Origin of the sequence: Streptomyces sp. NPDC047002 (genome assembly GCF_040704505.1) — a bacterium.
Lineage (GTDB): Bacteria > Actinomycetota > Actinomycetes > Streptomycetales > Streptomycetaceae > Streptomyces.
In genome coordinates this window covers 164677-186735 of the sequence record NZ_JBEYWC010000006.1, presented here as the reverse complement: position 1 = coordinate 186735, position 22059 = coordinate 164677, and the positions used below count along the sequence as shown (strand labels likewise).

Here is a 22059-nt window from a genome sequence, read left to right as displayed (position 1 = left end):
GTGCGGGGTGCGGGGTGCTGCCGCGGACCCGTGGGGCAGGCGCGTGGTCGCGGCGGGCGCGTCCGGAGGCGCTATGCGTCGAGGGTGGCGCGCCAGCGGGCGACGGCGGCCGGGGCGACCGGGGCCTGCCAGCCCTCGGGGCGGGCCGCTCCGCCGATGTGGAAGGCGGTGATCCCCGCGGCGCGCAGCCCCGGCAGGTGGTCGAGGCGCAGCCCGCCGCCGACCAGCAGGCGCTGCTCGTACCCCGGCTCGTCCCCGGCGGTGGCCGCCGCCTCGGCGAGGAGCGTCGGCAGGCCCTCGTCGACACCGGCCGCCGAGCCCGCCGTGAGGTAGGTGTCGAGGCCCGGCATGTCGCCGAGCCGCCTGCGCAGCGCCCCGCGGTCCGCCGCGCGGTCGACGGCCCGGTGGAACGTCCACCGGCAGCCGTCCAGCTCCGCGATCAGCCGCTCCACCGTCACGAGGTCGGGCCTGCCCGCCGCGTCGAGGAAGCCGAACACGAACTCCTCCGCGCCCTCGGCCCGCAGCCCGGCCGCCACCGCCACCAGCCGGTCCACGTCGGCGGGCGTGCCGGCGGAGAAGCCGTCCGTGAGCCGGAGCATGACGCGCAGAGGGATGTCGACGGCCTCCCTCATGCGGCCGACCGTCTCCCGCGACGGGCTCAGGCCGTCCGCCGCCATGTCCGTGACGACCTCAAGGCGGTCCGCCCCGCCGTCACGCGCGGCGACCGCGTCCTCGGCGTCGAGGGCGATCACCTCCAGCAGTGCGCGCTCGCTCATGCCCATCCGTTCCCGCAGGTCGCTTCAACAGGTCTAGTCCAATTCCCCTCCTACCTTACGGGTCCCCCGTTTCCGCGCGCATCACCGCCCCACCCGCCTCCGCCACCCCTTGCCCTTCATACCCTGGAGGGGTATACCGGAAGGAGTAGCCATACCCCCTGGGGGTAGGATGCGCGAGTCGTCGACGTCGAGGAGCCACCTCATGAGCCTCACCAGGACCACGGAAGCCGACGCCGGAGCGGAAGCCGGCCTCGTTCCCGCCGAGGTCGAGCTCATGATCGGCGGCATGACCTGCGCCTCCTGCGCGGCCCGCGTCGAGAAGAAGCTCAACCGCATGCCGGGCGTCTCCGCCACGGTCAACTACGCCACCGAGAAGGCCAAGGTCAGCTACGGCGGCGAGCTGTCCGTCGGCGACCTGGTCGCCACCGTCGAGGCCACCGGCTACACGGCGCGCGAGCCGGAGCCCCCGGCCCCCGCGCCGCCCGCGGCCGGCGCGGGCGGCGCCGACACCGGGGAGAGCGCCGCCGCGGACGGCGCCCCCGCCGAGGACCCCGAGCAGCGCTCCCTGCGGCAGCGGCTGACGACCGCCGTGGTGCTCGCCGTCCCGGTGATCGCGATGGCGATGATCCCTCCTCTCCAGTTCGACAACTGGCAGTGGCTCTCCCTGGCACTCGCCGCTCCCGTCGTCGTCTACGCGGGCTGGCCCTTCCACCGCGCCGCGTGGAAGAACCTGCGGCACGGCGCCGCCACCATGGACACCCTGATCTCGGTCGGAACGCTCGCCGCCTTCCTCTGGTCGCTGTGGGCGCTGTTCTTCGGCACCGCCGGGATGCCCGGCATGCGCCACCCCTTCGAGCCGGCGATCACCCGCTCCGACGGCGCGGGCAACATCTATCTGGAGGCCGCGGCCGGCGTCACCGCCTTCATCCTCGCCGGGCGGTGGTTCGAGGCGCGGGCCAAGCGCACCGCGGGCACCGCCCTGCGCGCCCTGCTCGACCTGGGCGCCAAGCAGGTCACCCTGCTGCGCGACGGGCGCGAGACCACCGTGCCCACCGCCGAGCTGCGGGTGGGCGACCGGTTCCTCGTCCGGCCCGGCGAGAAGATCGCCACCGACGGCACGGTCGTCGAGGGCTCGTCCGCCGTGGACGTGTCGATGCTCACCGGCGAGTCCGCGCCCGTCGAGGTCGCGGCGGGCGACGCCGTCACCGGCGCCACGCTCAACGCGGGCGGCCGGCTCGTCGTGGAGGCCACCAGGATCGGCGCGGACACCCAGCTGGCGCGCATGGCCCGCATGGTCGAGGAGGCGCAGAACGGCAAGGCGGCGGCGCAGCGGCTGGCGGACCGCGTGTCCGCCGTGTTCGTGCCCGTCGTCATCGCGCTCGCGCTCGGCACGCTCGGCGTCTGGCTGGCCCTCGGCGGCGGACTGACGGCCGCCTTCACCGCCGCCGTGGCCGTGCTGATCATCGCCTGCCCGTGCGCCCTGGGCCTCGCCACCCCGACCGCGCTGCTCGTGGGCACCGGCCGCGGCGCCCAGCTCGGCATCCTGATCAAGGGTCCCGAGGTGCTGGAGTCGACCCGCAGGGTGGACACGATCGTGCTCGACAAGACAGGCACCGTCACCACGGGCCGGATGCGGCTCCATGACATCCACCTGGCGCCGGGCGTGGCCGAGGAGGACGTCCTGCGGCTCGCGGGCGCGGTGGAGCACGCCTCCGAGCACCCCGTGGCCCGGGCCGTCGCCGAGGGCGCGGCGCAGCGCGTGGGTGAGCCGCCGGCGCCCGAGGACTTCGCCGGGGTGCCGGGCCTCGGCGTCCAGGGCGTCGTGGAGGGCCATGCCGTCCTGGCCGGGCGGCCCGCGCTGCTCGACCGGTGGGAGATCCGCCTTCCCGCCGGCCTGGAGGCGGCAAGGCAGCGGGCGGAGGCCGCGGGGCGCACGACCGTCGCGGTGGCGTGGGACGGCGAGGCCCGTGCCGTGCTCGATGTCGCGGACACCGTCAAGGACACCAGCGCCGAGGCCGTGCGGCGGCTGCGGGCGCTGGGGCTGCGGCCGGTCCTGCTGACGGGCGACAACAGGGCGGTCGCGGAGAGCGTCGCCGCCGAGGTCGGCGTGGCCGAGGTGATCGCCGAGGTGCTGCCCGAGGACAAGCTCGACGTCGTCAAGCGGCTCCAGGCGGAGGGCAGGTCCGTCGCGATGGTCGGGGACGGGGTCAACGACGCGGCGGCGCTCGCCCAGGCGGACCTGGGGCTCGCGATGGGCACGGGCACGGACGCGGCGATCGAGGCGGGCGACCTGACCCTCGTCCGCGGCGATCTGCGCGCCGCGGCCGACGCGATCCGTCTCGCGCGCCGCACGCTCGGGACCATCAGGGGCAACCTCGTCTGGGCCTTCGGATACAACGTCGCCGCGCTGCCGCTCGCCGCCGCAGGACTGCTCAACCCGATGATCGCGGGCGCGGCGATGGCCTTCTCGTCCGTCTTCGTCGTCGGCAACTCGCTGCGCCTGCGCGGCTTCAAGGGCATGTGACACATCCCGCCGCGGGGGACGCGGAGCGTCCGGACGGCGGGGGTGCGGTGCGTGGGGTGTTTCGACATGCCGGAACCGTAGGCCGGATCGCCACCGCGGTGCCGCGCATTGTCCACAGCGCCGGACGTATCGTCGTACGCATGCACGAGCCTGTGGAGAACTCCGTCCCCCGGGCGGGGGACGACGCGACCCCGACCGGCGCGGGGGCCGGTGCGGCGCCCGGGCACCGCGGGCTGCGCGAGCGCTTCGCCGACGCCCTGGGGGCCGCGGGCGCGGCGGACACCGACCCGTACCCGTACGCGGACGCGCTGCTCGCCCGCTGGACGGAGCCGCGGCGGCGCTACCACACCACCCGGCACCTGGCCGCCGTGCTCGACCATGTCGACACACTGGAGCGGCACGCCGCCGACCCGGCGCTCGTACGGCTCGCCGCCTGGTTCCACGACGCCGTCTACCGGCCCGACCGCAGCGAGAACGAGGAGCGCTCGGCGCGCCTCGCCGAGCGCGCCCTGCCCGAGGCGGGCGTCGGCGCGGCCGCCACCGCCGAGGTCGCGCGCCTCGTGCGCCTCACCACCACCCACGCGCCCCGGCCGGGCGACCGCGACGGCGCCGTCCTGTGCGACGCCGACCTCGCGATCCTCGCCTCGCCGCCCGCCGCGTACGCGGCCTACGCGGCCGAGGTCCGCGAGGAGTACGGCTTCCTGCCCGACGACCTCTTCCGCACCGGGCGTTCCGACGTGCTGCGGCAACTCCTCGACCTGCCCCGGCTGTTCCACACCCCGCACGGCGAGGACGCCTGGGAGGAGCCGGCCCGCCGCAACCTCGCCGCCGAGCTGCGCCTCCTCGCCGCCGGCTGACGGCTGACAGCTGACGGCGCCGGGCGACCGGGCAGCGGCGGCGGGCCGCCGGGTCCGCCGGGAATGCCCCGAAGCGCGGCCGCCGTTGACGCGGTCATGCCTCAGCCAACGGTTCGACGCGACCGCATGCCGCTCGCCGTCCACATCCTGGGACTCTCCGTCTTCGCCCTCGGCACCAGCGAGTTCATGCTGTCCGGGCTGCTGCCCCCGATCGCCCGCGACATGGACGTCTCCATCCCCACCGCGGGGCTGCTGGTCTCCGCCTTCGCGATCGGCATGGTCGTCGGCGCCCCGCTGCTCGCTGTGGCGACCCTGCGCCTGCCGCGCCGCACCACCCTCATCGCGCTGATCTCGGTCTTCGGCCTCGGCCAGATCGCGGGCGCCCTCGCGCCCTCGTACGGCGTCCTCTTCGCCTCACGCGTCGTCAGCGCCTTCGCCTGTGCCGGGTTCTGGGCGGTGGGCGCGAGCGTCGCCGTGGCGATGGTCCCGCGCACCGCCAGGGCCCGCGCGATGTCCGTGATGATCGGCGGGCTGTCCATCGCGAACGTGCTCGGCGTGCCCGCCGGCGCCTTCCTCGGCGAACACCTCGGCTGGCGCTCCGCGTTCTGGGCGGTCGCGGTCGCGTCCGTGATCGCGCTCGTCGGCGTCGTCACGCTGATCCCCCGCATCCCCCTGCCCGAGCGGCGGCCCGAGCTGCGCCGCGAGCTGACCGTCTACCGCGACCGCGAGGTGTGGCTCGCCGTGGCGATCACCGCGCTGGCAGGCGGCGCGGTCTTCTGCGCGTTCTCCTACATGGCGCCGCTGCTGACCGACGTGTCCGGGCTCTCTGACGGCTGGGTGCCCACGGTGCTCGCGCTGTTCGGCCTCGGCGCGTTCCTCGGCACCGTCGTCGGCGGCAGGTACGCGGACGCGCACCTCTTCGGCGTGCAGCTCAGCGGCGTCACCGCGTCGACGGTGCTGCTCGCGGGACTGGCGCTGGCGGCGTCCCACGCGGTGGCCGCGGTCGTGCTGACGTTCCTGCTCGGCTTCTCCGCCTTCTACACGGCTCCCGCGCTCAACGCCCGGATGTTCAACGTCGCCGCCGCCGCGCCCACGCTCGCCGGAGCCACCGCGACGGCCGCCTTCAACGCGGGCAACACGGCGGGCCCCTGGCTCGGCGGCCGGGTCATCGACGCCGGGCTCGGCTTCGCCTCGACCGCGTGGGCCGGGGCGGCGATGGCCGTCGTCGCGATCGGCCTGTGCGCAGTGGCGACGCGGCTGCACCGCGGCGGCGAGCCGCACGGGCGCCTCGTCGCCGCGTCCGTACCCGCGCCGCGTGAGCGGCCCGCACCGCCCGCGCCGCACAGCCGCCCCCGGCACCCCGAGGAGTACGAGCGGACCGCGGCAGCCGAGGCGTACGGCGGCGGCCCCGCGCCCCGCGAGCACTCCACGAATCCGGACGCGCCGGAGCGGCCGTCCCACCGCTGAGGGCGCGCCGGCCCCGGCCCCGCGCCATCGGCGCACCCCCGCGCGGGCCCGTACGCGCGCGCGGTACGTTCGCGGCGACCGCAACCGAACCGGCCCACGCATCCGCAGGAGAGCCCATGCCCGCCCCCGACTTCGCGCGGCTCCTCGCGCCCGGCAGCAGCCACCGGTTTCCCGGCGCCGACCACAGGTTCGTGGTGCGGGAGCTGCCCGGCGTGCCGCTGTCGCTGCCCTCCGGCCGCGTGGTCGCGGCGGAACCGCTCAGCTGCGGCACCGAGGACCCCACAGGGCTCGCCTTCGCCCAGGAGGTCGGGCCCGGCACCTATCCGGTGGTCCTCGTCACCGCGCAGCTGCTCGGCGCGGACGGCAAGCACCGCGACACCCGTGTCGCCGCGGCCAGGCTCGCGATACGGGACGAGCCCGTCGCCGCCTGGGAGCCTGCCCTGCTGCCCGGCGAGGACCCGGAGGAGCTCGACGAGGACGCGCTCACCGGCTACCCCGTCGACGGCGGCACCGGGTGCTTCGCCGACGCCGACGCCTTCAGGGCCGCGGGCGCGGAGGAGGACTTCATCGGCCGGGTGGCGGTGGCCGTCGCAGGCGGGCCGCGCGCCGCAGGGGGCCCGGACGCCGGATGCGCCCCGGTCACCCTGTCCGTGGGCGGGGACGAGCACGCCGTGGTCGTCTTCCGCACCGGCTGGGGCGACGGCGACTACCCCACCTGGATCGGCCGCACCGCCCGGGGCGACGTCGCCTGCTTCCTCACCGACTTCGGGGTCCTCTCGGACGACGCGGAAACCGAGCTGGACCCCGCGGAGTCCGCGGCCGCCGAGCAGGCCGTACGGGAGCGGGCCGCGGCATCGCACGACGCACTCGCCGCGCACCGCGCCCTGCGGCAGCGGCTCGACGGCCTGCCCCGGCTGACGGAGCTGCTGCCGGGCAGCTCCCTGCGGTTCGGGTCGCTGGCCTCCGCTTCCGGCGGCTTCCTCCTCGTGAACCAGGACGACGGGGACGTGGTGATCCACCGGGCCGAGGACGGCGCCGAGGTGTGGCGGACCGGCACGCTGCTCGACGACGAACTCGTCGGCCTGCCGAACCGCCTGGTGCTCCAGGAGAGCGGCGACCTGGCCGTGTTCGCGCCCACCGGCGTCAAGCTCTGGAGCAGCGGCACGCGCGGGCGCGAGGTCGCGCGCGCGGTACTCGGCGACGACGGCAGGCTCGTCCTGGTCGGCACCGAGGGCGGCGAGGTCTGGTCGTCACAGCCGCCCCGGCCGTAGCCGGTACGCGCCTACGCGCCCGGGCCCGCGCGCACCAGAACAGGTACGCACCCCGCGCCCCTTCAGGCGGCCGGGCGCCCCTTGGGCCTGCGCAGGCCGGCCGCCGTGATCCTGCGGACCAGTTCCTTCGAGCCGATCTCGACGGCCCCGGCGCGCACGGCGTCGGCATAGCGGTGCGACGGCAGGTCGTAGTGGTCGCGCTCGAAGGCGCGCGGCGGGCAGCCGAGCGCCGCGGCGAAGCCGTGCAGCTCCTCGAACGAGACGTCGCTGACCAGGTGCGACCACATCCGCCCGTGGCCCGGCCAGATCGGCGGGTCGATGAACACGGTCACGGCCGCACGCCGAGACGGCCGACGGGCGCGACGACGACCGCCTGCTTCGGACACACCCAGTGCGGGTCGGGACCGAGCTCGGGCTCCACGTCCAGCGCGTGCGGGTCGTGGCCGCCGCAGACCGGGCACAGCGGCCACCTGCCGAACCGTTCGAGCACGGCGTCCTGCACGTCCTGGGCGACAAGGCCCGCGAGATAGGGGGCGCCGTCGGGCCACTGCTCCACCCACCACCTGCGGTGCGCCACGGCCTCCTCGACGAGCGAGACGGTCTCGGCGCCCGCGACGTCGTCGGCGTCCAGATCGGCCATGATCAGCGCACGGGCGCCGTGCAGCGCCTGTTCCAACGGGTTCACCTCGTCCATTCCGCCATTGTCCGCCGGTTGTCCACAGGCGGTGGACGAGGGGTTGACGGCCCCCACCACCCGAAAATACCTTTCAATTGTGACCCATGACCTGAAGGAAATTTTCAACGGCGACATGCCGGGCCCCGCGGCCCTCGCAGCCAAGGTGCGCACGCTCGCGCCGTCCATGACCCGCTCCATGCAGCTGGTCGCGGAGGCCGTCGCCGGCGACCCCGCGCGCTGCGCCGCCCTGACGGTCACCGGTCTCGCCGAGCTGACCGGCACCAGCGAGGCGACGGTCGTGCGCACGTCGCGGCTCCTCGGCTACCCCGGCTACCGCGACCTGCGGCTCGCCCTCGCCGGCCTCGCCGCCCAGCAGCAGTCCGGCCGATCCCCCGCCGTCACGGCGGACATAGCGGTGGACGACTCGATAGCGGACGTGGTCGCCAAGCTCGCCTACGACGAGCAGCAGACCCTCGCCGACACGGCCGCGTCCCTCGACACGGCGCAGCTGGGCGCCGTGGTCTCCGCCGCGGTCGCCGCCCGCAGGATCGACATCTACGGGGTGGGCGCGTCCTCGCTCGTCGGCATGGACCTCGCGCAGAAGCTGCTGCGCATCGGGCTGATCGCGCACTCCCACACCGACCCGCACCTCGCGGTGACCAACGCGGTGCAGTTGCGCGCGGGGGACGTGGCCGTGGCGATCACCCACTCGGGCTCGACGGGCGACGTGATAGAGCCGCTGCGCGTCGCCTTCGACCGGGGCGCGACGACGGTCGCGATCACCGGCAGACCCGACAGCCCGGTGACGCAGTACGCGGACCACGTGCTGACGACGTCCACCGCCCGCGAGAGCGAGCTGCGCCCCGCGGCCATGTCCAGCAGGACGAGCCAGCTGCTCGTGGTGGACTGCCTCTTCATAGGCGTCGCCCAGCTCACGTACGAGACGGCGGCGCCCGCGCTGTCCGCCTCGTACGAGGCGCTGGCCCACCGGCACAGCCCGCGCGGCGCCCGCTGAGGCGCGACGCACCGCACGGCGCCCCCCGGCGGGGGCGCGCGGCACGACCCGGAAGGACCGCCCGGCGTCCGGCCGACGCGGCCACCCGGCGTCCGGCCGACGCGCCGGCAGCACCGCGTGCGTGCCGCGCCCCGCGCCTCCGGCCCCGCCCCCGCACACCACGCCCCCGCGCCCCCCGAGAAAGAGCCGCAGCCGACATGACCTCAACACCCGCGTCCGCGCCGTACGGAGACCTCCGGGCGCAGCTCGACACCCTGACCACCGAGGCGTTCCGCCCCGACCTCGCCGAGATCGACCGGCTCCCCACGGCGGAGATCGCCCGCCTGATGAACGGCGAGGACGCCACGGTCCCCGCCGCGGTCGCCGCGCAGGTGCCGCGGATCGCCGCGGCCATCGACGCGATCGCCGAGCGCGTCGCCCGCGGCGGCCGGCTCGTCTACGCGGGCGCGGGGACCGCGGGCCGCCTCGGCGTGCTCGACGCGAGCGAGTGCCCGCCGACGTTCAACACGGAGCCCGGCGAGGTGGTGGGCCTGATCGCGGGCGGCCCCGGCGCGCTGGTGACCTCCGTGGAGGGCGCGGAGGACTCCAAGGAGCTGGCGGCCGCCGACCTCGACGCGCTGGGCGCGGGCCCCGACGACGCGGTCGTGGGCGTCTCCGCGTCCGGCAGGACGCCGTACGCGATCGGCGCGGTGGAGCACGCGAGGTCGCTCGGCGCGCTCACCGTCGGCCTCTCGTGCAACGCCGACAGCGCCCTCGCGTCCGCCGCCGACCACGGCATCGAGGTGGTCGTGGGGCCCGAGCTGATCACGGGCTCGACCCGGCTCAAGGCGGGCACGGCGCAGAAGCTCGTGCTCAACATGATCTCGACCATCACCATGGTCAGGCTCGGCAAGACCTACGGGAATCTGATGGTCGACGTCCGGGCGTCCAACGAGAAGCTGCGCGCGCGCTCGCGCCGCATCGTCGCCCTCGCCACCGGCGCGTCCGACGCCGAGATCGAGGCGGCGCTCACCGCGACGGACGGGGAGGTGAAGAACGCGATCCTCGCCCTCGTCGGCGGCGTCGACGGCCCCACGGCCGCCGCGCTGCTCGCGCGGTCGCACGGCCATCTGCGCGCGGCGCTCCAGGCCGCCGGGTCGCTCTCCTGACGACGTCCCGCACGGCCCCGCACGGGGCCCCCCTTCGCCCGGTTCCCCACCCGTACGCGGGTCCCCTTCGCACAGCAAGGCTCCAGGCACCATGGCATCTGACAAGAACCGCGCGACGGCGGAGGCGATCCTGCCGCTCGTCGGCGGCGCAGCGAACGTCACGTCCGTCGCCCACTGCATGACCCGCCTCAGACTCGGTCTGCGGGACAGGTCCCTCGTCCAGGACGAGGCCCTGAGAGCGCTGCCCGCTGTACTCGGCGTGGTCGAGGACGACACGTACCAGATCGTCCTGGGCCCCGGCGCGGTCGCCCGGGTGACCCCCGCGTTCGAGTCGCTCGTCGCCGAGGGCGGCGACGCCACGGCGTCCGGTGCCGGAGCTTCCGGTGCCGGGGTTTCCGGCCCCGCGCGGGAGGCCCCTGCGCCCGGGCAGGACGGCGGCGCGCCGGCCCGTGCGCGCACCGCCGACGAGCTGGCCGCGCAGGGCGCCGAGATGCGGGCCGCGCGCAAGGCGAAGAACGCCACCCCGGTGAAGCTGTTCCTGCGCAGGGTCGCCAACATCTTCGTCCCGCTGATCCCGGCCCTCATCGGCTGCGGCATCATCTCCGGTCTCAACGGCCTGCTCACCAACCTGCACTGGCTGCCGTCGATCGTCCCCGCGCTGGCCGCGCTCGCCTCCGGGTTCATGTCGCTGATCGCGGTCTTCGTCGGCTACAACACGGCGAAGGAGTTCGGCGGCACCCCGGTGCTCGGCGGCGCGGTCGCGGCGATCACGGTCTTCCCCGGCGTCACCGCGGTCGACGCGTTCGGCCAGAAGCTGGCCGCGGGCCAGGGCGGCGTGCTCGGCGCGCTCGGCGCCGCGCTGCTCGCGGTGACCATGGAGAAGTGGTGCCGCAGGTGGGTGCCGGAGGCGCTGGACGTGCTGGTGACACCGACGCTCACGGTGCTGGTCGCCGGGCTCGTCACCCTCTTCGGCCTGATGTACGCGGCGGGCGAGGTGGCCTCCGCGATCGGCTCCTTCGCGACCTGGCTGCTGTCCAACGGCGGCGCCGCGGCCGGCTTCGTGCTGGGCGGCCTGTTCCTGCCACTGGTGATGCTCGGCCTGCACCAGGCCCTGATCCCGATCCACACCACGCTGATCCAGCAGCAGGGCTACACGGTCCTGCTGCCGATCCTGGCGATGGCCGGCGCGGGCCAGGTCGGCGCGGCCATGGCGGTCTACCTGCGGCTCCCGCGCAACGGCTCGGTCCGCAGGACCATCAGGTCCGCGCTGCCCGCCGGCTTCCTCGGCGTGGGCGAGCCGCTGATCTACGGCGTCTCGCTGCCGCTCGGCCGCCCGTTCGTGACGGCCTGCGTGGGCGGCGCGTTCGGCGGCGGCTTCGTCGGCCTCTTCAACCAGCTGGGCGACGCGGTCGGCTCGACCGCGATCGGCCCGTCGGGCTGGGCCCTGTTCCCGCTCCTCGCGGGCAACAGGGGCATGGGCGTGATGGTGTCCGTGTACGCGGTGGGTCTTGTCGTCGGCTATCTGGCGGGCTTCCTTGCCACGTACTGGTTCGGCTTCACCAAGACGATGCTGCGCGAGCTGAACGCCGACCCCGAGACGGCGCCCGCGGCCGCCCAGGGCGCCGTCGGTGAACCGGTCCCCGCCACCCCCGAGGCCGCACTCCCCAGCAGCTGACCGGGCCCGCCGGGCGCCGCCCGCAACGGTACGAGGAGGGCGCGGCGCTGCCCTCCTCAGACCACCCGCCTGCGCACCAGCGCGCCCAGCGTCACCGCCGCGGGCACCAGCGGCAGCCACACGGTGATGATCCGGAAGCCGAGCACCGCTGAGGTCGCCACGGTCGCATGCGCGCCCGCGGCCACCAGCGCCACGGCGAGTGCCGCGTCGACGGAGCCGAGGCCGCCGGGCGTCGGGACGAGGGCGGCGGCGACGCTCGCCGCCAGATAGGCGACCGCCACGTGCCCCACCGGCACGGGCACCCGCAGCGCGAGGGTCACGGTCACGAGCCCCGCCGCCTGCAGCGCGGGGAAGCCGAGCGAGCCGCACCACAGGGCGAGCGCGCGCGACGGCCGCGCGTGCAGCGACCTGACGTCGGTGAACGCCGTCGCGGCGTACGCGCGCAGGGCGCGCCGCAGCGCAGGGGCCGGCGCGAGGACCGCCGCGCACACGGCCACGGCGCCCGCCGCGGCCAGCGCCGCGGGCAGCAGCAGCCCGGACGGCAGCCGCCCCAGGTGCAGCGCGCCCAGGTCGAGCGCGCCGGGGAAGGCGAGGAGCAGCACGAGCAGCAGCACGCAGCGGCCGACGGACTCACAGAGCAGGTAGAGCGCGAGCGCCGCGGACGAACGCCCCAGCGGAAGGCCGCACTTCTGGAGGAAGCGGAGGTTGACGGCGCCCGCGCCGAGCCCGGCGGGCAGCAGGTGGTTCGCGGCGCCGGCGGCGAACTGCGTGGCCAGCAGCCGCCCGGCGGGCAGCGGTTCGAGCACGGTGCCCTGCCGCGCGAGCGACACCGCGACCCAGCCGAGCGCGGTGACGCCGCATGCGGCGAGCAGCCAGCGGACATCGGCGGTCAGCAGCTGTCCCGCTCCCGCCACGAGCAGCGCGCGGTGCGCGAAGACCCAGTAGCCGATCACCACGACCGGCACGACCCCGACGACCTGGCGCACCGGCAGCCGCCGCCCTGCCCCACCCCCACGCCCCACCCACGCCGCCCGCATCGCTCGCGCCTCCCCCGTGCGGTGTGGCGCTCGCTCGCGGCCCGCTGACCGCACTGCTCTCACCCGCCCCGCACCACCAGGTCCCACCCGCCGCGGCGCGGCCGGCCCGCGCCCAGTGTGCCCGGCGGCGCGGCCTCCCGCGCCGTCCTGTGCCGTACGGCTGGGGGACGGTTGGCGGACGTCCCGGCATCCACCCGGTGCCCGGGGCATCCACGCGGCTGCCCGGACGTTCACCAAGGGTGGGTAGGACACCGGGCATGCGCTGCTGTCCCTCCGCACACCAGGAGCTCCTGCACCGCGCCGCGATCTGGGCCGCCGCCCTGCGCCTTCCTCTTCGCCCTCGCGCTCTGCAACGACCTGCACCTCGGCGAGACCACCGCGGGCCGGATCGCGGGCATACCGGGGCTGCCAGGACTCCCGCTGCTCCAGGGCGTGCCGCAGCCCGCCGGGCTTGCCCCCTATCCGGGGGTGATGGGGCGCGCGCTGGTCGCGGAGGCGCTGCGGCGCGGCGCCGACCACCTGCTCGCCGCGGGCGACATCTCGGCCGGGGCGTGCGCCGCCCGCCCGGGCAGCGGTCCCGGGAGACCGCGGAGGGAAACGCGGAGGGCGGCACCCCCTGGGAGTAGGGGATACCGCCCTCGTGCGAGCCGTGCGGGACTTCGAACCTCGTGGCGAGGATCAGAAGTCCATGTCACCGCCCGGCATGCCGCCCGGCGCGCCCGCGGGGGCGGCCTTCTCCGGCTTGTCGGCGATGACGGCCTCGGTGGTGAGGAACAGGGCCGCGATGGAGGCCGCGTTCTGCAGCGCGGAGCGCGTCACCTTCGCCGGGTCGATGATGCCCTCGGCGATCATGTCGACGTACTCGCCGCTGGCCGCGTTGAGGCCGTGGCCGACGGTGAGGTTGCGCACCTTCTCCACCACGACGCCGCCTTCGAGGCCGCCGTTGACGGCGATCTGCTTCAGCGGGGCCTCAAGCGCGAGCTTGACGGCCTGCGCGCCCGTCGACTCGTCGCCGTCCAGCTCCAGCTTCTCGAAGACGGAGGACGCCTGGAGCAGGGCCACGCCGCCACCGGCGACGATGCCCTCCTCGACGGCGGCCTTCGCGTTGCGCACCGCGTCCTCGATGCGGTGCTTGCGCTCCTTGAGCTCGACCTCGGTGGCGGCACCGGCCTTGATGACGGCCACGCCGCCGGCCAGCTTCGCCAGGCGCTCCTGGAGCTTCTCGCGGTCGTAGTCCGAGTCGCTGTTCTCGATCTCGGCGCGGATCTGGTTCACGCGGCCGGCGACCTGGTCGCTGTCGCCCGCGCCGTCCACGATGGTGGTCTCGTCCTTGGTGATGACGACCTTGCGCGCGCGGCCCAGCAGGTCGAGGCCCGCGTTCTCCAGCTTGAGGCCGACCTCCTCGGAGATGACCGTGCCACCGGTGAGGATGGCGATGTCGCCGAGCATGGCCTTGCGGCGGTCGCCGAAGCCCGGGGCCTTGACGGCGACGGACTTGAAGGTGCCGCGGATCTTGTTGACGACCAGGGTCGACAGGGCCTCGCCCTCGACGTCCTCGGCGATGATCAGCAGCGGCTTGCCGGACTGCATGACCTTCTCCAGCAGCGGAAGGAGGTCCTTCACGTTGCCGACCTTGGAGTTCACGATCAGGATGTACGGGTCGTCGAGGGACGCCTCCATACGCTCCATGTCGGTGGCGAAGTACGCCGAGATGTAGCCCTTGTCGAAGCGCATGCCCTCGGTGAGCTCGAGCTCGAGACCGAAGGTCTGCGACTCCTCGACGGTGATGACGCCTTCCTTGCCGACCTTGTCCATGGCCTCGGCGATGAGCTCGCCGATCTGCGGGTCGGCGGCGGAGATGGAGGCGGTGGAGGCGATCTGCTCCTTCGTCTCGATGTCCTTCGCCTGCTCCAGCAGGGCGCCGGAGACGGCCTCGACGGCCTTCTCGATGCCGCGCTTGAGGGCCATCGGGTTCGCGCCCGCGGCCACGTTGCGCAGGCCCTCGCGGACCAGGGCCTGGGCGAGAACGGTCGCGGTGGTCGTGCCGTCGCCCGCGACGTCGTCCGTCTTCTTGGCGACTTCCTTGACCAGCTCGGCGCCGATCTTCTCGTACGGGTCCTCGAGCTCGATCTCCTTGGCGATGGAGACACCATCGTTGGTGATCGTGGGCGCGCCCCACTTCTTCTCAAGGACGACGTTGCGACCCTTGGGGCCAAGGGTGACCTTGACGGCGTCGGCGAGCTGGTTCATCCCGCGCTCCAGGCCGCGCCGTGCCTCCTCGTCGAACGCGATGATCTTGGCCATGTGAAGTGGTCCTCCCGGACTGGGGTGGATTTCTCCGGACCGCGCCCGTGCCCGCGACGGACGGCCAGTGCGCTGCCCGTTCCTTCCGGACTCGCGCCTCGGGCCTCACTGACCCGGTCCAAGTTGTCACTCTCACCAGTAGAGTGCTAACGCCAATGATTAGCACTCGACCCACCCGAGTGCAAGCCGCTCCGCGGTACGGGCCCCCGTGCACGAGGCGCGCGGGGGCCCGCGCGCCCCCGCGCACGGCGCACGCGAGGGGCCCGCACCCCCGGTGTCTGCGGGTGCGGGCCCCTCGGTTAGGCTTGCGTATGCTGCTGGCCGATCGCGCCGGGATCAGACGGCGAGCTTGACCATGTCCGCCTGCGGACCCTTCTGGCCCTGCGAGATCTCGAACTCAACTCGCTGACCTTCTTCAAGGGTGCGGTAGCCGTCCATCTGGATCGCGCTGTAGTGGACGAAAACATCCGCACCACCGTCGACCGCGATGAAGCCGTAGCCCTTCTCCGCGTTGAACCACTTGACGGTGCCCTGAGCCATGCCCAACTCCCCTATTACTGGCCCCTGCAAGGGACCGCACTTCGCGCCGGAACGCGTCGACCGCGGCTGAATGTATCTGCCCAACTGCCCTCTGCAACAGGTCAATCCGACGAGAATTCTGGGCATGGCTGAAGACGCGAACCGGAAGTACGTTCGCGTTCCTGGGCAAGTCGGGCCGCGCAAAGCGCACTTATTGCGCAATCAGTACCAAAACTTTGACCCGATGTTGTCGCGTTCCTGTGCGCGTGGGGTATGGCCGGCACGTCGCGGATGGGCGGACCCGTGCTCGCATGAATCGTACCGCGCTCAACCATACGGAAAGGCCCCCACACGCCGGTGCGGTGGGGGCCTTTCGCGACGACTGCCGCACGGCGCCGGGCCGTTGGACCCGGGCGGGCGGCCGTTGGACCCGGGCGGGCGGTCAGCAGCCGCCGGCGACCGCGGGGATGATCGACACGCCGGCGCCGTCCGGCGTGGCCGTCTGCAGGCCCTGCTCGAAGCGGACGTCGTCGTCGTTCACGTACACGTTGACGAAGCGGCGCAGCTTGCCCTCGTCGTCCAGGACGCGCCCGCCGATGCCGGGGTGGTCCTTCTCCAGCGAGGCCAGGACCTCGGAGAGGGTGGCGCCTTCGGCCGGGACCTCGGCCTTGCCGCCGGTGTAGGTGCGCAGGATGGTGGGGATGCGGACATTGACGCTCATGGGCGGGTGCCTGCCTCTCGGGTGTCTCGGGGCTCGGTTGCGGGGCGCGCGCTGCGGGTCAGCTCGCCAGCCCGGCCGCGCGGAACGCGTCGAGGCTGGGCCGGATCGTCGCCGTGGGGCCGGTCGTCGGGGCGACCGCGTCCAGCGTCTTGAGGCCGTCGCCGGTGTTGAGCACGACCGTGGTCAGGGCCGGGTCGAGCCGCCCGTCCTCGATCAGCTTCCTGGTGACGCCGACGGTCACGCCGCCCGCGGTCTCCGCGAAGATGCCCTCCGTGCGGGCCAGCAGCTTGATCGCGTCCACGACCTGCTCGTCGTTCACGTCCTCCACGGCGCCGCCGGTGCGGCGGGCGATGTCCAGCACGTAGGGGCCGTCGGCCGGGTTGCCGATCGCCAGCGACTTGGCGATGGTGTTCGGCTTCTGCGGCCGCACCACGTCGTGGCCCGCCTTGAAGGCGGTGGAGACGGGCGAGCAGCCCTCGGCCTGCGCACCGAAGATCTTGTACGGCCTGTCCTCGACGAGCCCGAGCTTCACCAGCTCGCGCAGCCCCTTGTCGATCTTGGTGAGCTGGGAGCCCGAGGCGATCGGGATGACGATCTGGTCGGGCAGCCGCCAGCCGAGCTGCTCGCAGATCTCGTACGCGAGCGTCTTGGAGCCCTCCCCGTAGTACGGGCGGAGGTTGACGTTCACGAAGCCCCAGCCCTCGCCGAGCGGGTCGCCGATCAGCTCGGAGCAGAAGCGGTTCACGTCGTCGTAGTTGCCTTCGATGCCGACGAGTTCGCCGCCGTAGACGGCGGCCATGACGACCTTGCCCTGCTCCAGGTCGTGCGGGATGAAGACGCAGGAGCGGAAGCCGGCGCGGGCCGCCGCGGCGCCGACCGCGCCCGCGAGGTTGCCGGTGGACGAGCAGGACAGCGTGGTGAAGCCGAAGGCGCGCGCGGCCTCGACGGCGATCGCGACGACACGGTCCTTGAAGGAGTGCGTCGGGTTGCCGGAGTCGTCCTTGACGTGCAGCTCTCCGGTGATGCCCAGCTCGCGGGCGAGGTTGTCGGCGCGCACGAGCTTGGTGAAGCCGGGGTTGGTGCTGGGGTGCGCGGCGACGTCGGCGGGGACGGGCAGCAGCGGGGCGTAGCGCCAGATGTTGTCGGGGCCCTCCGCGATGCGCTTCTTCAGCGCCTCGGGGCCGTCGTCCGGCAGGTCGTAGGCGACTTCGAGGGGGCCGAAACAGCTTTCGCAGGCGAAGATCGGGCCGAGCGGGAAGCGCTCCCCGCATTCGCGGCACGAGAGGGCGGCGGCGGGTCCGAGATCGACGGTGCCGGTGGCGGATTCGTCGGAGGCATCGGTGGTGCGGACGGTCTGCACAGCCATGGAGGCGAGGTCCTTTCTCCTCATCTTCCTCGCGGCGCGTCTCGCCGCAAGACGGAATTGGCACCTTCCCCACCGTGACCTCGCGGTCGGCGGGAGGGTTGCCGGGGCTTCAACGGGCCGTTCCCTCTGCCCCTCTGGATGAGCGGTATGGCGACCGGAACCGGGCTCCGGTGCTTTTGTCCCGCGAGGGCGACCCGGCATGCAGGTCTCTTTCGCGTTGTTCAAGACTGTAGCCGAAGGACCGGACGGTGCTAAGGGCCGTCCGGCACGCGAGATGGATCACGCAGTGGCCCGACGAGGGAGAACCGATCGTGCTGGAAGAGGTGGAACACTGGCTGACCAGGCGTTCCTGGTCGGTCGGCGAGCGTCCGCTCGACCGGCTGCTGGTGGCCAAGGCCACACGCGGGACGACGGTGAGCGTGGTCCTGCCCGCCCTGGACGAGGAGGCGACGGTCGGCGCGATCGTCTCCGTCATCCGCCGCGAGCTGATGGAGAAGGCGCCGCTCGTGGACGAGCTGGTGGTCGTCGACTCCGGCTCGACCGACCGCACGTCGGAGGTGGCCGAGGCGGCCGGCGCCCGGGTGGTGCACCGCGACGCGATCCTGCCGCGGCTGCCCGCGCTGCCGGGCAAGGGCGAGGTGCTGTGGCGCTCGCTCCTGGTCACCAGCGGGGACGTGGTGTGCTTCGTCGACGCGGACCTGCGGGAGTTCTCCGCCGACTTCGTCTCCGGGATCGTCGGCCCGCTGCTGACCGACCCGGGCGTGCAGTTCGTGAAGGCCATGTACGACAGGCCGCTGGGCTCAGGCGGCGGGCCCGCGGCCGCCCAGGGCGGCCGGGTCACCGAGCTGGTCGCGCGCCCGCTGCTCAACCTGCACTGGCCGCTGCTCGCGGGCTTCGTGCAGCCGCTCGGCGGCGAGTACGCGGTGCGCAGGCAGCTGCTCGAACGGCTGCCGTTCCCCGTGGGGTACGGGGTGGAGCTCGGCCTGCTCGTGGACGCGCTGCACCTCGTCGGGCTCGACGCGCTCGCGCAGGTCGACGTGGGGGTGCGGCTGCACAGGCACCAGGACGACCGGGCGCTCGGGCGGATGGCCGCGGCGATCTACCGCACGGCGCAGCAGCGGCTCTCGCGCGCCCATCTCGTACGGCCTGCGCTGACGCAGTTCGAGCGCGGTGCGGGGGGTTTCGAGCCGCGCACGCACGCGGTCGACACGGAGGAGCGGCCGCCCATGCGGGAGATCGAGGAGTACACGACGGGCCGCGCCGCGTGACCCGGCGCACGTCCGAGCGGGCCGTCACGCGGCGCGGCCGGGCGCGGCGCCGGGTGACCGCCGCGGCACGGTCCGTGCGCGCGCCGTGGCCATGCCGTCATGCGCCGTCACATGCGCCGCATCAAAGGCCCCACCAGCCCCGTCCGTACGTTTGAGCGTTTCCCGGACGGGCTAGGTTCGCCCCATGGCTACCGTGCACGACGCCCCGATCCTGGTCGCATCGAACCGCGGCCCCGTCTCGTACACCCTGGGCGAAGGGGGCGCGCTCGGCGCGCGGCGCGGCGGCGGCGGGCTGGTCTCAGGGCTCTCCGCCGTAGGGCCGGAAGCGGGCGCCGTGTGGGTGTGCGCGGCGCTCGGCGAGGGCGACAGGGAGGCGGTGCGGCGCACCGGCGGCCTGCTCGAACCCGCCGACACCGGCGGGCAGCGGGTGCGCATGCTGGGCATCCCGCCCGAGGTGTACGCGGACGCGTACAACGGGGTCGCCAACTCCGCGCTGTGGTTCGTGCACCACATGCTGTTCCAGACGCCTCTCGAACCGTCCTTCGGCGCCGGCTTCCGCGCGCAGTGGGCCTCGTACGAGGCGTACAACCGCGCCTTCGCCGAGGCCCTCGCCGACGAGGCGGGCGAGGGCGCCGCGGTGCTGGTGCAGGACTACCACCTGGCGCTCGTGCCCGGCATGCTGCGGGCACTGCGGCCCGACGTGCGGATCGGGCACTTCTCGCACACGCCGTGGGCGCCCGTCGACTACTTCCGGCTGCTGCCCGACGACATCGCGCGGCAGCTGCTGCGCGGCATACTCGGCGCCGACCGCGCGTGCTTCCTGACCCGGCGGTGGGCGGACGCCTTCACCGCCTGCTGCGACGAGCTGCTCGGCGGCACGGGCAACACCCGCGTCGGCGTGCACGGGCTCGGCGCGGACGGCGACTTCCTGCGCGAGCGCGCGCACCGCCCCGACGTGGACGAGCGGATGGCCGCGCTGCGCGAGCAGATCGGCACGGACCCCGCGGGTGCGCCGCGGCGCACGGTGGTGCGGGTGGACCGCACGGAGCTGTCGAAGAACATCGTGCGCGGGCTGCTCGCCTACCGGACGCTGCTCGCGGAGCGGCCCGACTGGCGCGAGCGCGTGGTGCATGTGGCGTTCGCCTACCCCTCACGCCAGGACCTCGCGGTCTACCGCGACTACACGGAGCGGGTCAGGCAGCTCGCCGACGAGATCAACACCGAGTACGGCACGCCCGGCTGGACGCCCGTCGTGCTGCACGTCGAGGACGACTTCGCGCGCTCCCTGGCCGCGTACCGCCTCGCCGACGTGGCGCTGGTCAACCCGATCAGGGACGGCATGAACCTGGTCGCCAAGGAGGTCCCCGTGGTCTCCGACGACGGCTGCGCGCTGGTCCTCTCCCGCGAGGCGGGCGCCCACGCCGAGCTCGCCGAGGACGCGCTGACCGTCAACCCGTACGACATCACGGCGACGGCCCACGCCCTCCACGAGGCCCTGACCATGCCCGACGACGAGCGCGCCCGCCGCACGAAGCGCCTGGCGGCCGCGGCCACCGCCCTGCCCCCCACCCGCTGGTTCCTCGACCAACTCGAAGCCCTCAGCGCCTGAGGCGCGCGGCGGTCCGCACTTCGACCGCCTCACAAGTGCGCACTAGTGTACAGTTCTGCCATGAGTGACACTCTGCCCATGACCGAGGCGCGCGCCCGGTTCGGTTCGCTGGTCCGGCGTGCCTCGCACAGCCGCGAGCGGATCACCATCACCGACCACGGCCAACCCGCGGCTGTCCTGATCAACCCTCAGGAGCTCGCCGACCTGGAGGACGCCCTCGCCCTGGCCCAGTACCGGGCAAGGCGAGCGGTCGGTGAGGCGCCGCCCGTTCCCCACGCGGACGTCCGCAGGCGCCTGGGGCTCGACGGGTGACCTACGAGATCACCTGGGACGAGGGCGCGGTCGACGCCGCGGCCCGCTTCCTGAAGGACGACGCCGACGGGCTGCGGCTGCTCATGGACGCCGTGGACCTGCTCGCCGACGACCCGCGCCCGCCGGGCAGCACACCCTACGGATCCCCCGACCTGCGCCGCATGCACGCGGGCCGCTACCGCGTCCTGTACGAGATCGGCGACCACACGGTAACGATCGTGGTCATCCACGTCGGACGGATCGCCTGAGGCGCGCCCCGGTTCAGGCGTCGCCGCCGAGGCGGGCGGCCAGGGCGGTGAGGAAGGCGACGACGGCCGACGGGCCGTCGAGGGCGAGGTCGGCGCGTGCGGTGAGGGCGGCGGTGGCGGTGCCGCTGCTGAGCAGGAGGCCCGTGCGGCCCTCCGCGCGCAGGGCGTCCACCGCGTCGAACGCGGCCAGGTCGCCGAGGTCGTCGCCCGCGTAGGCCACGGTGCGGGCGCCGGTCTCGCGGGCGTACGCGGTGAGCGCGGCGCCCTTGTCCATGCCGGGCGGCCGCAGTTCGAGCACCTGGCGGCCCGGTTCGAGGACGATGCCGTGGCGGACCGCGAGGTCGCGCAGCGGGGCGCGCAGCGCGGCGAAGGCCGCGTCGGGGTCGGCGGCCCTGCGGGTGTGCACGGCGAACGACTGGCCCTTCTCCTCGGTCCACACCTCTTGGCCCGGCGCGAACCTGCGCACCGCGTCGTCGAGTTCCGCGCGGGCACCGGCCACGCCCGGGTGCGGGGGCGGTGTCTGAAGCGTGCCGGTGGCCGCGTCCCAGCGCTCGGCGCCGTAGTGGCCGAGCACGACGAGCCGTTCGAGGCCGGGGGCGCCGGCGAAGCCGCCGTACTCGACGGCGACGGAGGCGGGCCTGCCGGTGACCACCACGGCGGACGCGAGGTGCGGCGCGAGCGCGCCGAGCGCCTCCACCGCGCCGGGGTGCGCCCTGGCCTGTTCGGGGTCGGGGACGATGTCGGCGAGCGTGCCGTCGAAGTCCAGCGCGACGACGGCGCTGCCCGGTGCCGCGAGCAGTGCGGCGAGGCCCTCGGCGCCCGCTTCGGTGGCCGGCTGCGGAAGAGTGGCGGGGTTGCTGCCCATGTCCGAGACCCTACCGGCCCCCGGCGGACCCGGCCGGTCAGCGGGTGTCGCGGTGCGCGGCGCGCACGCGGAGGAGCCGGTTGACCGTGACGGGGTCGTGCCGCAGCGCGGCCGGGTCGTCGAGCAGTGCGTTCAGCAGCTGGTAGTAGCGGGTCGGCGACATGCCGAGCCGCTCCCTGACGGCCCGCTCCTTGGCGCCCGGCCCCGGCCACGACCTGCGCTCGAACGCGAGCACGGCGCGGTCCCTCTCGCTCAGCTCCCGGGGCCCCGCGGGCTCCCGCGCCTCCCCTGGCTCCGGCTCCTGCCCCGGTTCAGCACCCGCCGCAGCCCCGGCCCCCGGGGACGGCGGGTCCTGAGGGGCCGCGGCTGCGGGGTCTGCGGGGTCTGCGGGCACGGCGCCC

Annotated in this window: 21 protein-coding genes and 1 riboswitch; of the genes, 11 read left to right on the top strand and 10 right to left on the bottom strand. The window is 74.3% G+C overall.

All coding sequences use genetic code 11. From position 1 onward, the window contains the following. Positions 1-71: 71 nt before the first annotated feature. A complete protein-coding gene (locus AB0910_RS08810) occupies positions 72-776 on the bottom strand; it encodes a copper homeostasis protein CutC (RefSeq protein WP_366743824.1) in 705 nt (234 codons plus the stop codon). A gap of 202 nt (positions 777-978) precedes the next feature. Here AB0910_RS08810 and AB0910_RS08805 point away from each other — a divergent pair, with 202 nt between their 5' ends. From AB0910_RS08805 to AB0910_RS08790, 4 genes are all read left to right on the top strand, one after another. Beyond that, positions 979-3300 carry a heavy metal translocating P-type ATPase gene (locus tag AB0910_RS08805; protein ID WP_366743823.1) on the top strand — a complete coding sequence of 774 codons (2322 nt, stop codon included), beginning with the start codon at positions 979-981 and terminating at the stop codon, positions 3298-3300. Between the two features lie 140 nt (positions 3301-3440). Then, positions 3441-4157 (top strand): hypothetical protein, encoded by a 717-nt coding sequence (locus AB0910_RS08800; RefSeq protein WP_366743822.1) that lies wholly within the window; start codon positions 3441-3443, stop codon positions 4155-4157. A 126-nt stretch (positions 4158-4283) separates the two neighbouring features. Beyond that, positions 4284-5624 (top strand): Cmx/CmrA family chloramphenicol efflux MFS transporter, encoded by a 1341-nt coding sequence (locus AB0910_RS08795; RefSeq protein WP_366743821.1) that lies wholly within the window; start codon positions 4284-4286, stop codon positions 5622-5624. A 116-nt stretch (positions 5625-5740) separates the two neighbouring features. After that, the gene (locus AB0910_RS08790; RefSeq protein WP_366743820.1) at positions 5741-6895 is read left to right on the top strand and encodes a DUF4241 domain-containing protein; all 1155 of its coding nucleotides are present in this window, start codon (positions 5741-5743) and stop codon (positions 6893-6895) included. A gap of 62 nt (positions 6896-6957) precedes the next feature. Here AB0910_RS08790 and AB0910_RS08785 read toward each other — a convergent pair whose 3' ends face one another. Together AB0910_RS08785 and AB0910_RS08780 are read right to left on the bottom strand one after the other, a co-directional pair. Next, a complete protein-coding gene (locus AB0910_RS08785; RefSeq protein ID WP_366743819.1) occupies positions 6958-7227 on the bottom strand; it encodes a DUF4031 domain-containing protein in 270 nt (89 codons plus the stop codon). Then, positions 7224-7589 carry a hypothetical protein gene (locus AB0910_RS08780; RefSeq protein ID WP_366743818.1) on the bottom strand — a complete coding sequence of 122 codons (366 nt, stop codon included), beginning with the start codon at positions 7587-7589 and terminating at the stop codon, positions 7224-7226. The genes AB0910_RS08785 and AB0910_RS08780 overlap by 4 nt, the downstream gene beginning before the upstream one ends. Positions 7590-7668: 79 nt before the next feature. Here AB0910_RS08780 and AB0910_RS08775 point away from each other — a divergent pair, with 79 nt between their 5' ends. The 3 genes from AB0910_RS08775 to AB0910_RS08765 all read left to right on the top strand — a co-directional run bounded on the left by AB0910_RS08775 (position 7669) and on the right by AB0910_RS08765 (position 11409). Next, positions 7669-8586: a MurR/RpiR family transcriptional regulator gene (locus tag AB0910_RS08775; RefSeq protein ID WP_366743817.1), complete on the top strand. Its 918-nt coding sequence runs from the start codon at positions 7669-7671 to the stop codon at positions 8584-8586. Positions 8587-8783: 197 nt separating this feature from the next. Then, positions 8784-9734 (top strand): N-acetylmuramic acid 6-phosphate etherase, encoded by a 951-nt coding sequence (murQ, locus tag AB0910_RS08770; protein ID WP_366743816.1) that lies wholly within the window; start codon positions 8784-8786, stop codon positions 9732-9734. Positions 9735-9825: 91 nt separating this feature from the next. After that, positions 9826-11409 carry a PTS transporter subunit EIIC gene (locus AB0910_RS08765; RefSeq protein ID WP_366743815.1) on the top strand — a complete coding sequence of 528 codons (1584 nt, stop codon included), beginning with the start codon at positions 9826-9828 and terminating at the stop codon, positions 11407-11409. A gap of 56 nt (positions 11410-11465) precedes the next feature. Here AB0910_RS08765 and AB0910_RS08760 read toward each other — a convergent pair whose 3' ends face one another. The 5 genes from AB0910_RS08760 to thrC all read right to left on the bottom strand — a co-directional run bounded on the left by AB0910_RS08760 (position 11466) and on the right by thrC (position 17356). Further along, entirely contained in the window at positions 11466-12395 is a 930-nt protein-coding gene (locus AB0910_RS08760; RefSeq protein ID WP_366743814.1) for a lysylphosphatidylglycerol synthase domain-containing protein, read from the bottom strand. A gap of 729 nt (positions 12396-13124) precedes the next feature. Then, positions 13125-14750, bottom strand: coding sequence for a chaperonin GroEL (gene groL / locus AB0910_RS08755; protein ID WP_366743813.1), 1626 nt, complete (start codon positions 14748-14750; stop codon positions 13125-13127). Positions 14751-15086: 336 nt separating this feature from the next. Next, positions 15087-15290 (bottom strand): cold-shock protein, encoded by a 204-nt coding sequence (locus tag AB0910_RS08750; protein ID WP_005315736.1) that lies wholly within the window; start codon positions 15288-15290, stop codon positions 15087-15089. A 421-nt stretch (positions 15291-15711) separates the two neighbouring features. Beyond that, positions 15712-15990: a ubiquitin-like small modifier protein 1 gene (locus tag AB0910_RS08745; protein WP_366743812.1), complete on the bottom strand. Its 279-nt coding sequence runs from the start codon at positions 15988-15990 to the stop codon at positions 15712-15714. 58 nt (positions 15991-16048) lie between these two features. Further along, positions 16049-17356 carry a threonine synthase gene (gene thrC, locus AB0910_RS08740; protein WP_366743811.1) on the bottom strand — a complete coding sequence of 436 codons (1308 nt, stop codon included), beginning with the start codon at positions 17354-17356 and terminating at the stop codon, positions 16049-16051. Positions 17357-17373: 17 nt separating this feature from the next. Continuing rightward, positions 17374-17501: riboswitch (SAM riboswitch) on the bottom strand. A gap of 166 nt (positions 17502-17667) precedes the next feature. Between thrC and AB0910_RS08735 the strand changes: the two genes are divergently transcribed. The 4 genes from AB0910_RS08735 (at position 17668) to AB0910_RS08720 (ending at position 20793) form a co-directional block, all read left to right on the top strand. Beyond that, a complete protein-coding gene (locus AB0910_RS08735) occupies positions 17668-18624 on the top strand; it encodes a glucosyl-3-phosphoglycerate synthase (RefSeq protein ID WP_366743809.1) in 957 nt (318 codons plus the stop codon). A gap of 184 nt (positions 18625-18808) precedes the next feature. Continuing rightward, the gene (locus tag AB0910_RS08730) at positions 18809-20233 is read left to right on the top strand and encodes a trehalose-6-phosphate synthase (protein ID WP_366743808.1); all 1425 of its coding nucleotides are present in this window, start codon (positions 18809-18811) and stop codon (positions 20231-20233) included. A 60-nt stretch (positions 20234-20293) separates the two neighbouring features. Beyond that, entirely contained in the window at positions 20294-20545 is a 252-nt protein-coding gene (locus tag AB0910_RS08725) for a type II toxin-antitoxin system Phd/YefM family antitoxin (protein WP_366743807.1), read from the top strand. Beyond that, the gene (locus tag AB0910_RS08720) at positions 20542-20793 is read left to right on the top strand and encodes a type II toxin-antitoxin system RelE/ParE family toxin (protein ID WP_366743806.1); all 252 of its coding nucleotides are present in this window, start codon (positions 20542-20544) and stop codon (positions 20791-20793) included. Before AB0910_RS08725 ends, AB0910_RS08720 begins: the two co-directional genes overlap by 4 nt. A 13-nt stretch (positions 20794-20806) precedes the next feature. Here the strand turns inward: AB0910_RS08720 and otsB are convergent, their stop codons facing one another. Further along, entirely contained in the window at positions 20807-21658 is an 852-nt protein-coding gene (gene otsB / locus AB0910_RS08715; RefSeq protein WP_366743805.1) for a trehalose-phosphatase, read from the bottom strand. Between the two features lie 37 nt (positions 21659-21695). Continuing rightward, positions 21696-22052, bottom strand: coding sequence for a DUF3263 domain-containing protein (locus AB0910_RS08710; RefSeq protein WP_366743803.1), 357 nt, complete (start codon positions 22050-22052; stop codon positions 21696-21698). Positions 22053-22059 lie beyond the last annotated feature (7 nt).

What these genes read in the sequence shown, in the direction of transcription:
- AB0910_RS08810 (WP_366743824.1), bottom strand. Translation starts at nt 776, where the DNA reads ATGAGCGAGCGCGCACTGCTGGAGGTGATCGCCCTCGACGCCGAGGAC.
- AB0910_RS08805 (WP_366743823.1), top strand. Translation starts at nt 979, where the DNA reads ATGAGCCTCACCAGGACCACGGAAGCCGACGCCGGAGCGGAAGCCGGC.
- AB0910_RS08800 (WP_366743822.1), top strand. Translation starts at nt 3,441, where the DNA reads ATGCACGAGCCTGTGGAGAACTCCGTCCCCCGGGCGGGGGACGACGCG.
- AB0910_RS08795 (WP_366743821.1), top strand. Translation starts at nt 4,284, where the DNA reads ATGCCGCTCGCCGTCCACATCCTGGGACTCTCCGTCTTCGCCCTCGGC.
- AB0910_RS08790 (WP_366743820.1), top strand. Translation starts at nt 5,741, where the DNA reads ATGCCCGCCCCCGACTTCGCGCGGCTCCTCGCGCCCGGCAGCAGCCAC.
- AB0910_RS08780 (WP_366743818.1), bottom strand. Translation starts at nt 7,589, where the DNA reads ATGGACGAGGTGAACCCGTTGGAACAGGCGCTGCACGGCGCCCGTGCG.
- murQ (WP_366743816.1), top strand. Translation starts at nt 8,784, where the DNA reads ATGACCTCAACACCCGCGTCCGCGCCGTACGGAGACCTCCGGGCGCAG.
- AB0910_RS08765 (WP_366743815.1), top strand. Translation starts at nt 9,826, where the DNA reads ATGGCATCTGACAAGAACCGCGCGACGGCGGAGGCGATCCTGCCGCTC.
- groL (WP_366743813.1), bottom strand. Translation starts at nt 14,750, where the DNA reads ATGGCCAAGATCATCGCGTTCGACGAGGAGGCACGGCGCGGCCTGGAG.
- AB0910_RS08750 (WP_005315736.1), bottom strand. Translation starts at nt 15,290, where the DNA reads ATGGCTCAGGGCACCGTCAAGTGGTTCAACGCGGAGAAGGGCTACGGC.
- AB0910_RS08745 (WP_366743812.1), bottom strand. Translation starts at nt 15,990, where the DNA reads ATGAGCGTCAATGTCCGCATCCCCACCATCCTGCGCACCTACACCGGC.
- thrC (WP_366743811.1), bottom strand. Translation starts at nt 17,356, where the DNA reads ATGGCTGTGCAGACCGTCCGCACCACCGATGCCTCCGACGAATCCGCC.
- AB0910_RS08730 (WP_366743808.1), top strand. Translation starts at nt 18,809, where the DNA reads ATGGCTACCGTGCACGACGCCCCGATCCTGGTCGCATCGAACCGCGGC.
- AB0910_RS08725 (WP_366743807.1), top strand. Translation starts at nt 20,294, where the DNA reads ATGAGTGACACTCTGCCCATGACCGAGGCGCGCGCCCGGTTCGGTTCG.
- otsB (WP_366743805.1), bottom strand. Translation starts at nt 21,658, where the DNA reads ATGGGCAGCAACCCCGCCACTCTTCCGCAGCCGGCCACCGAAGCGGGC.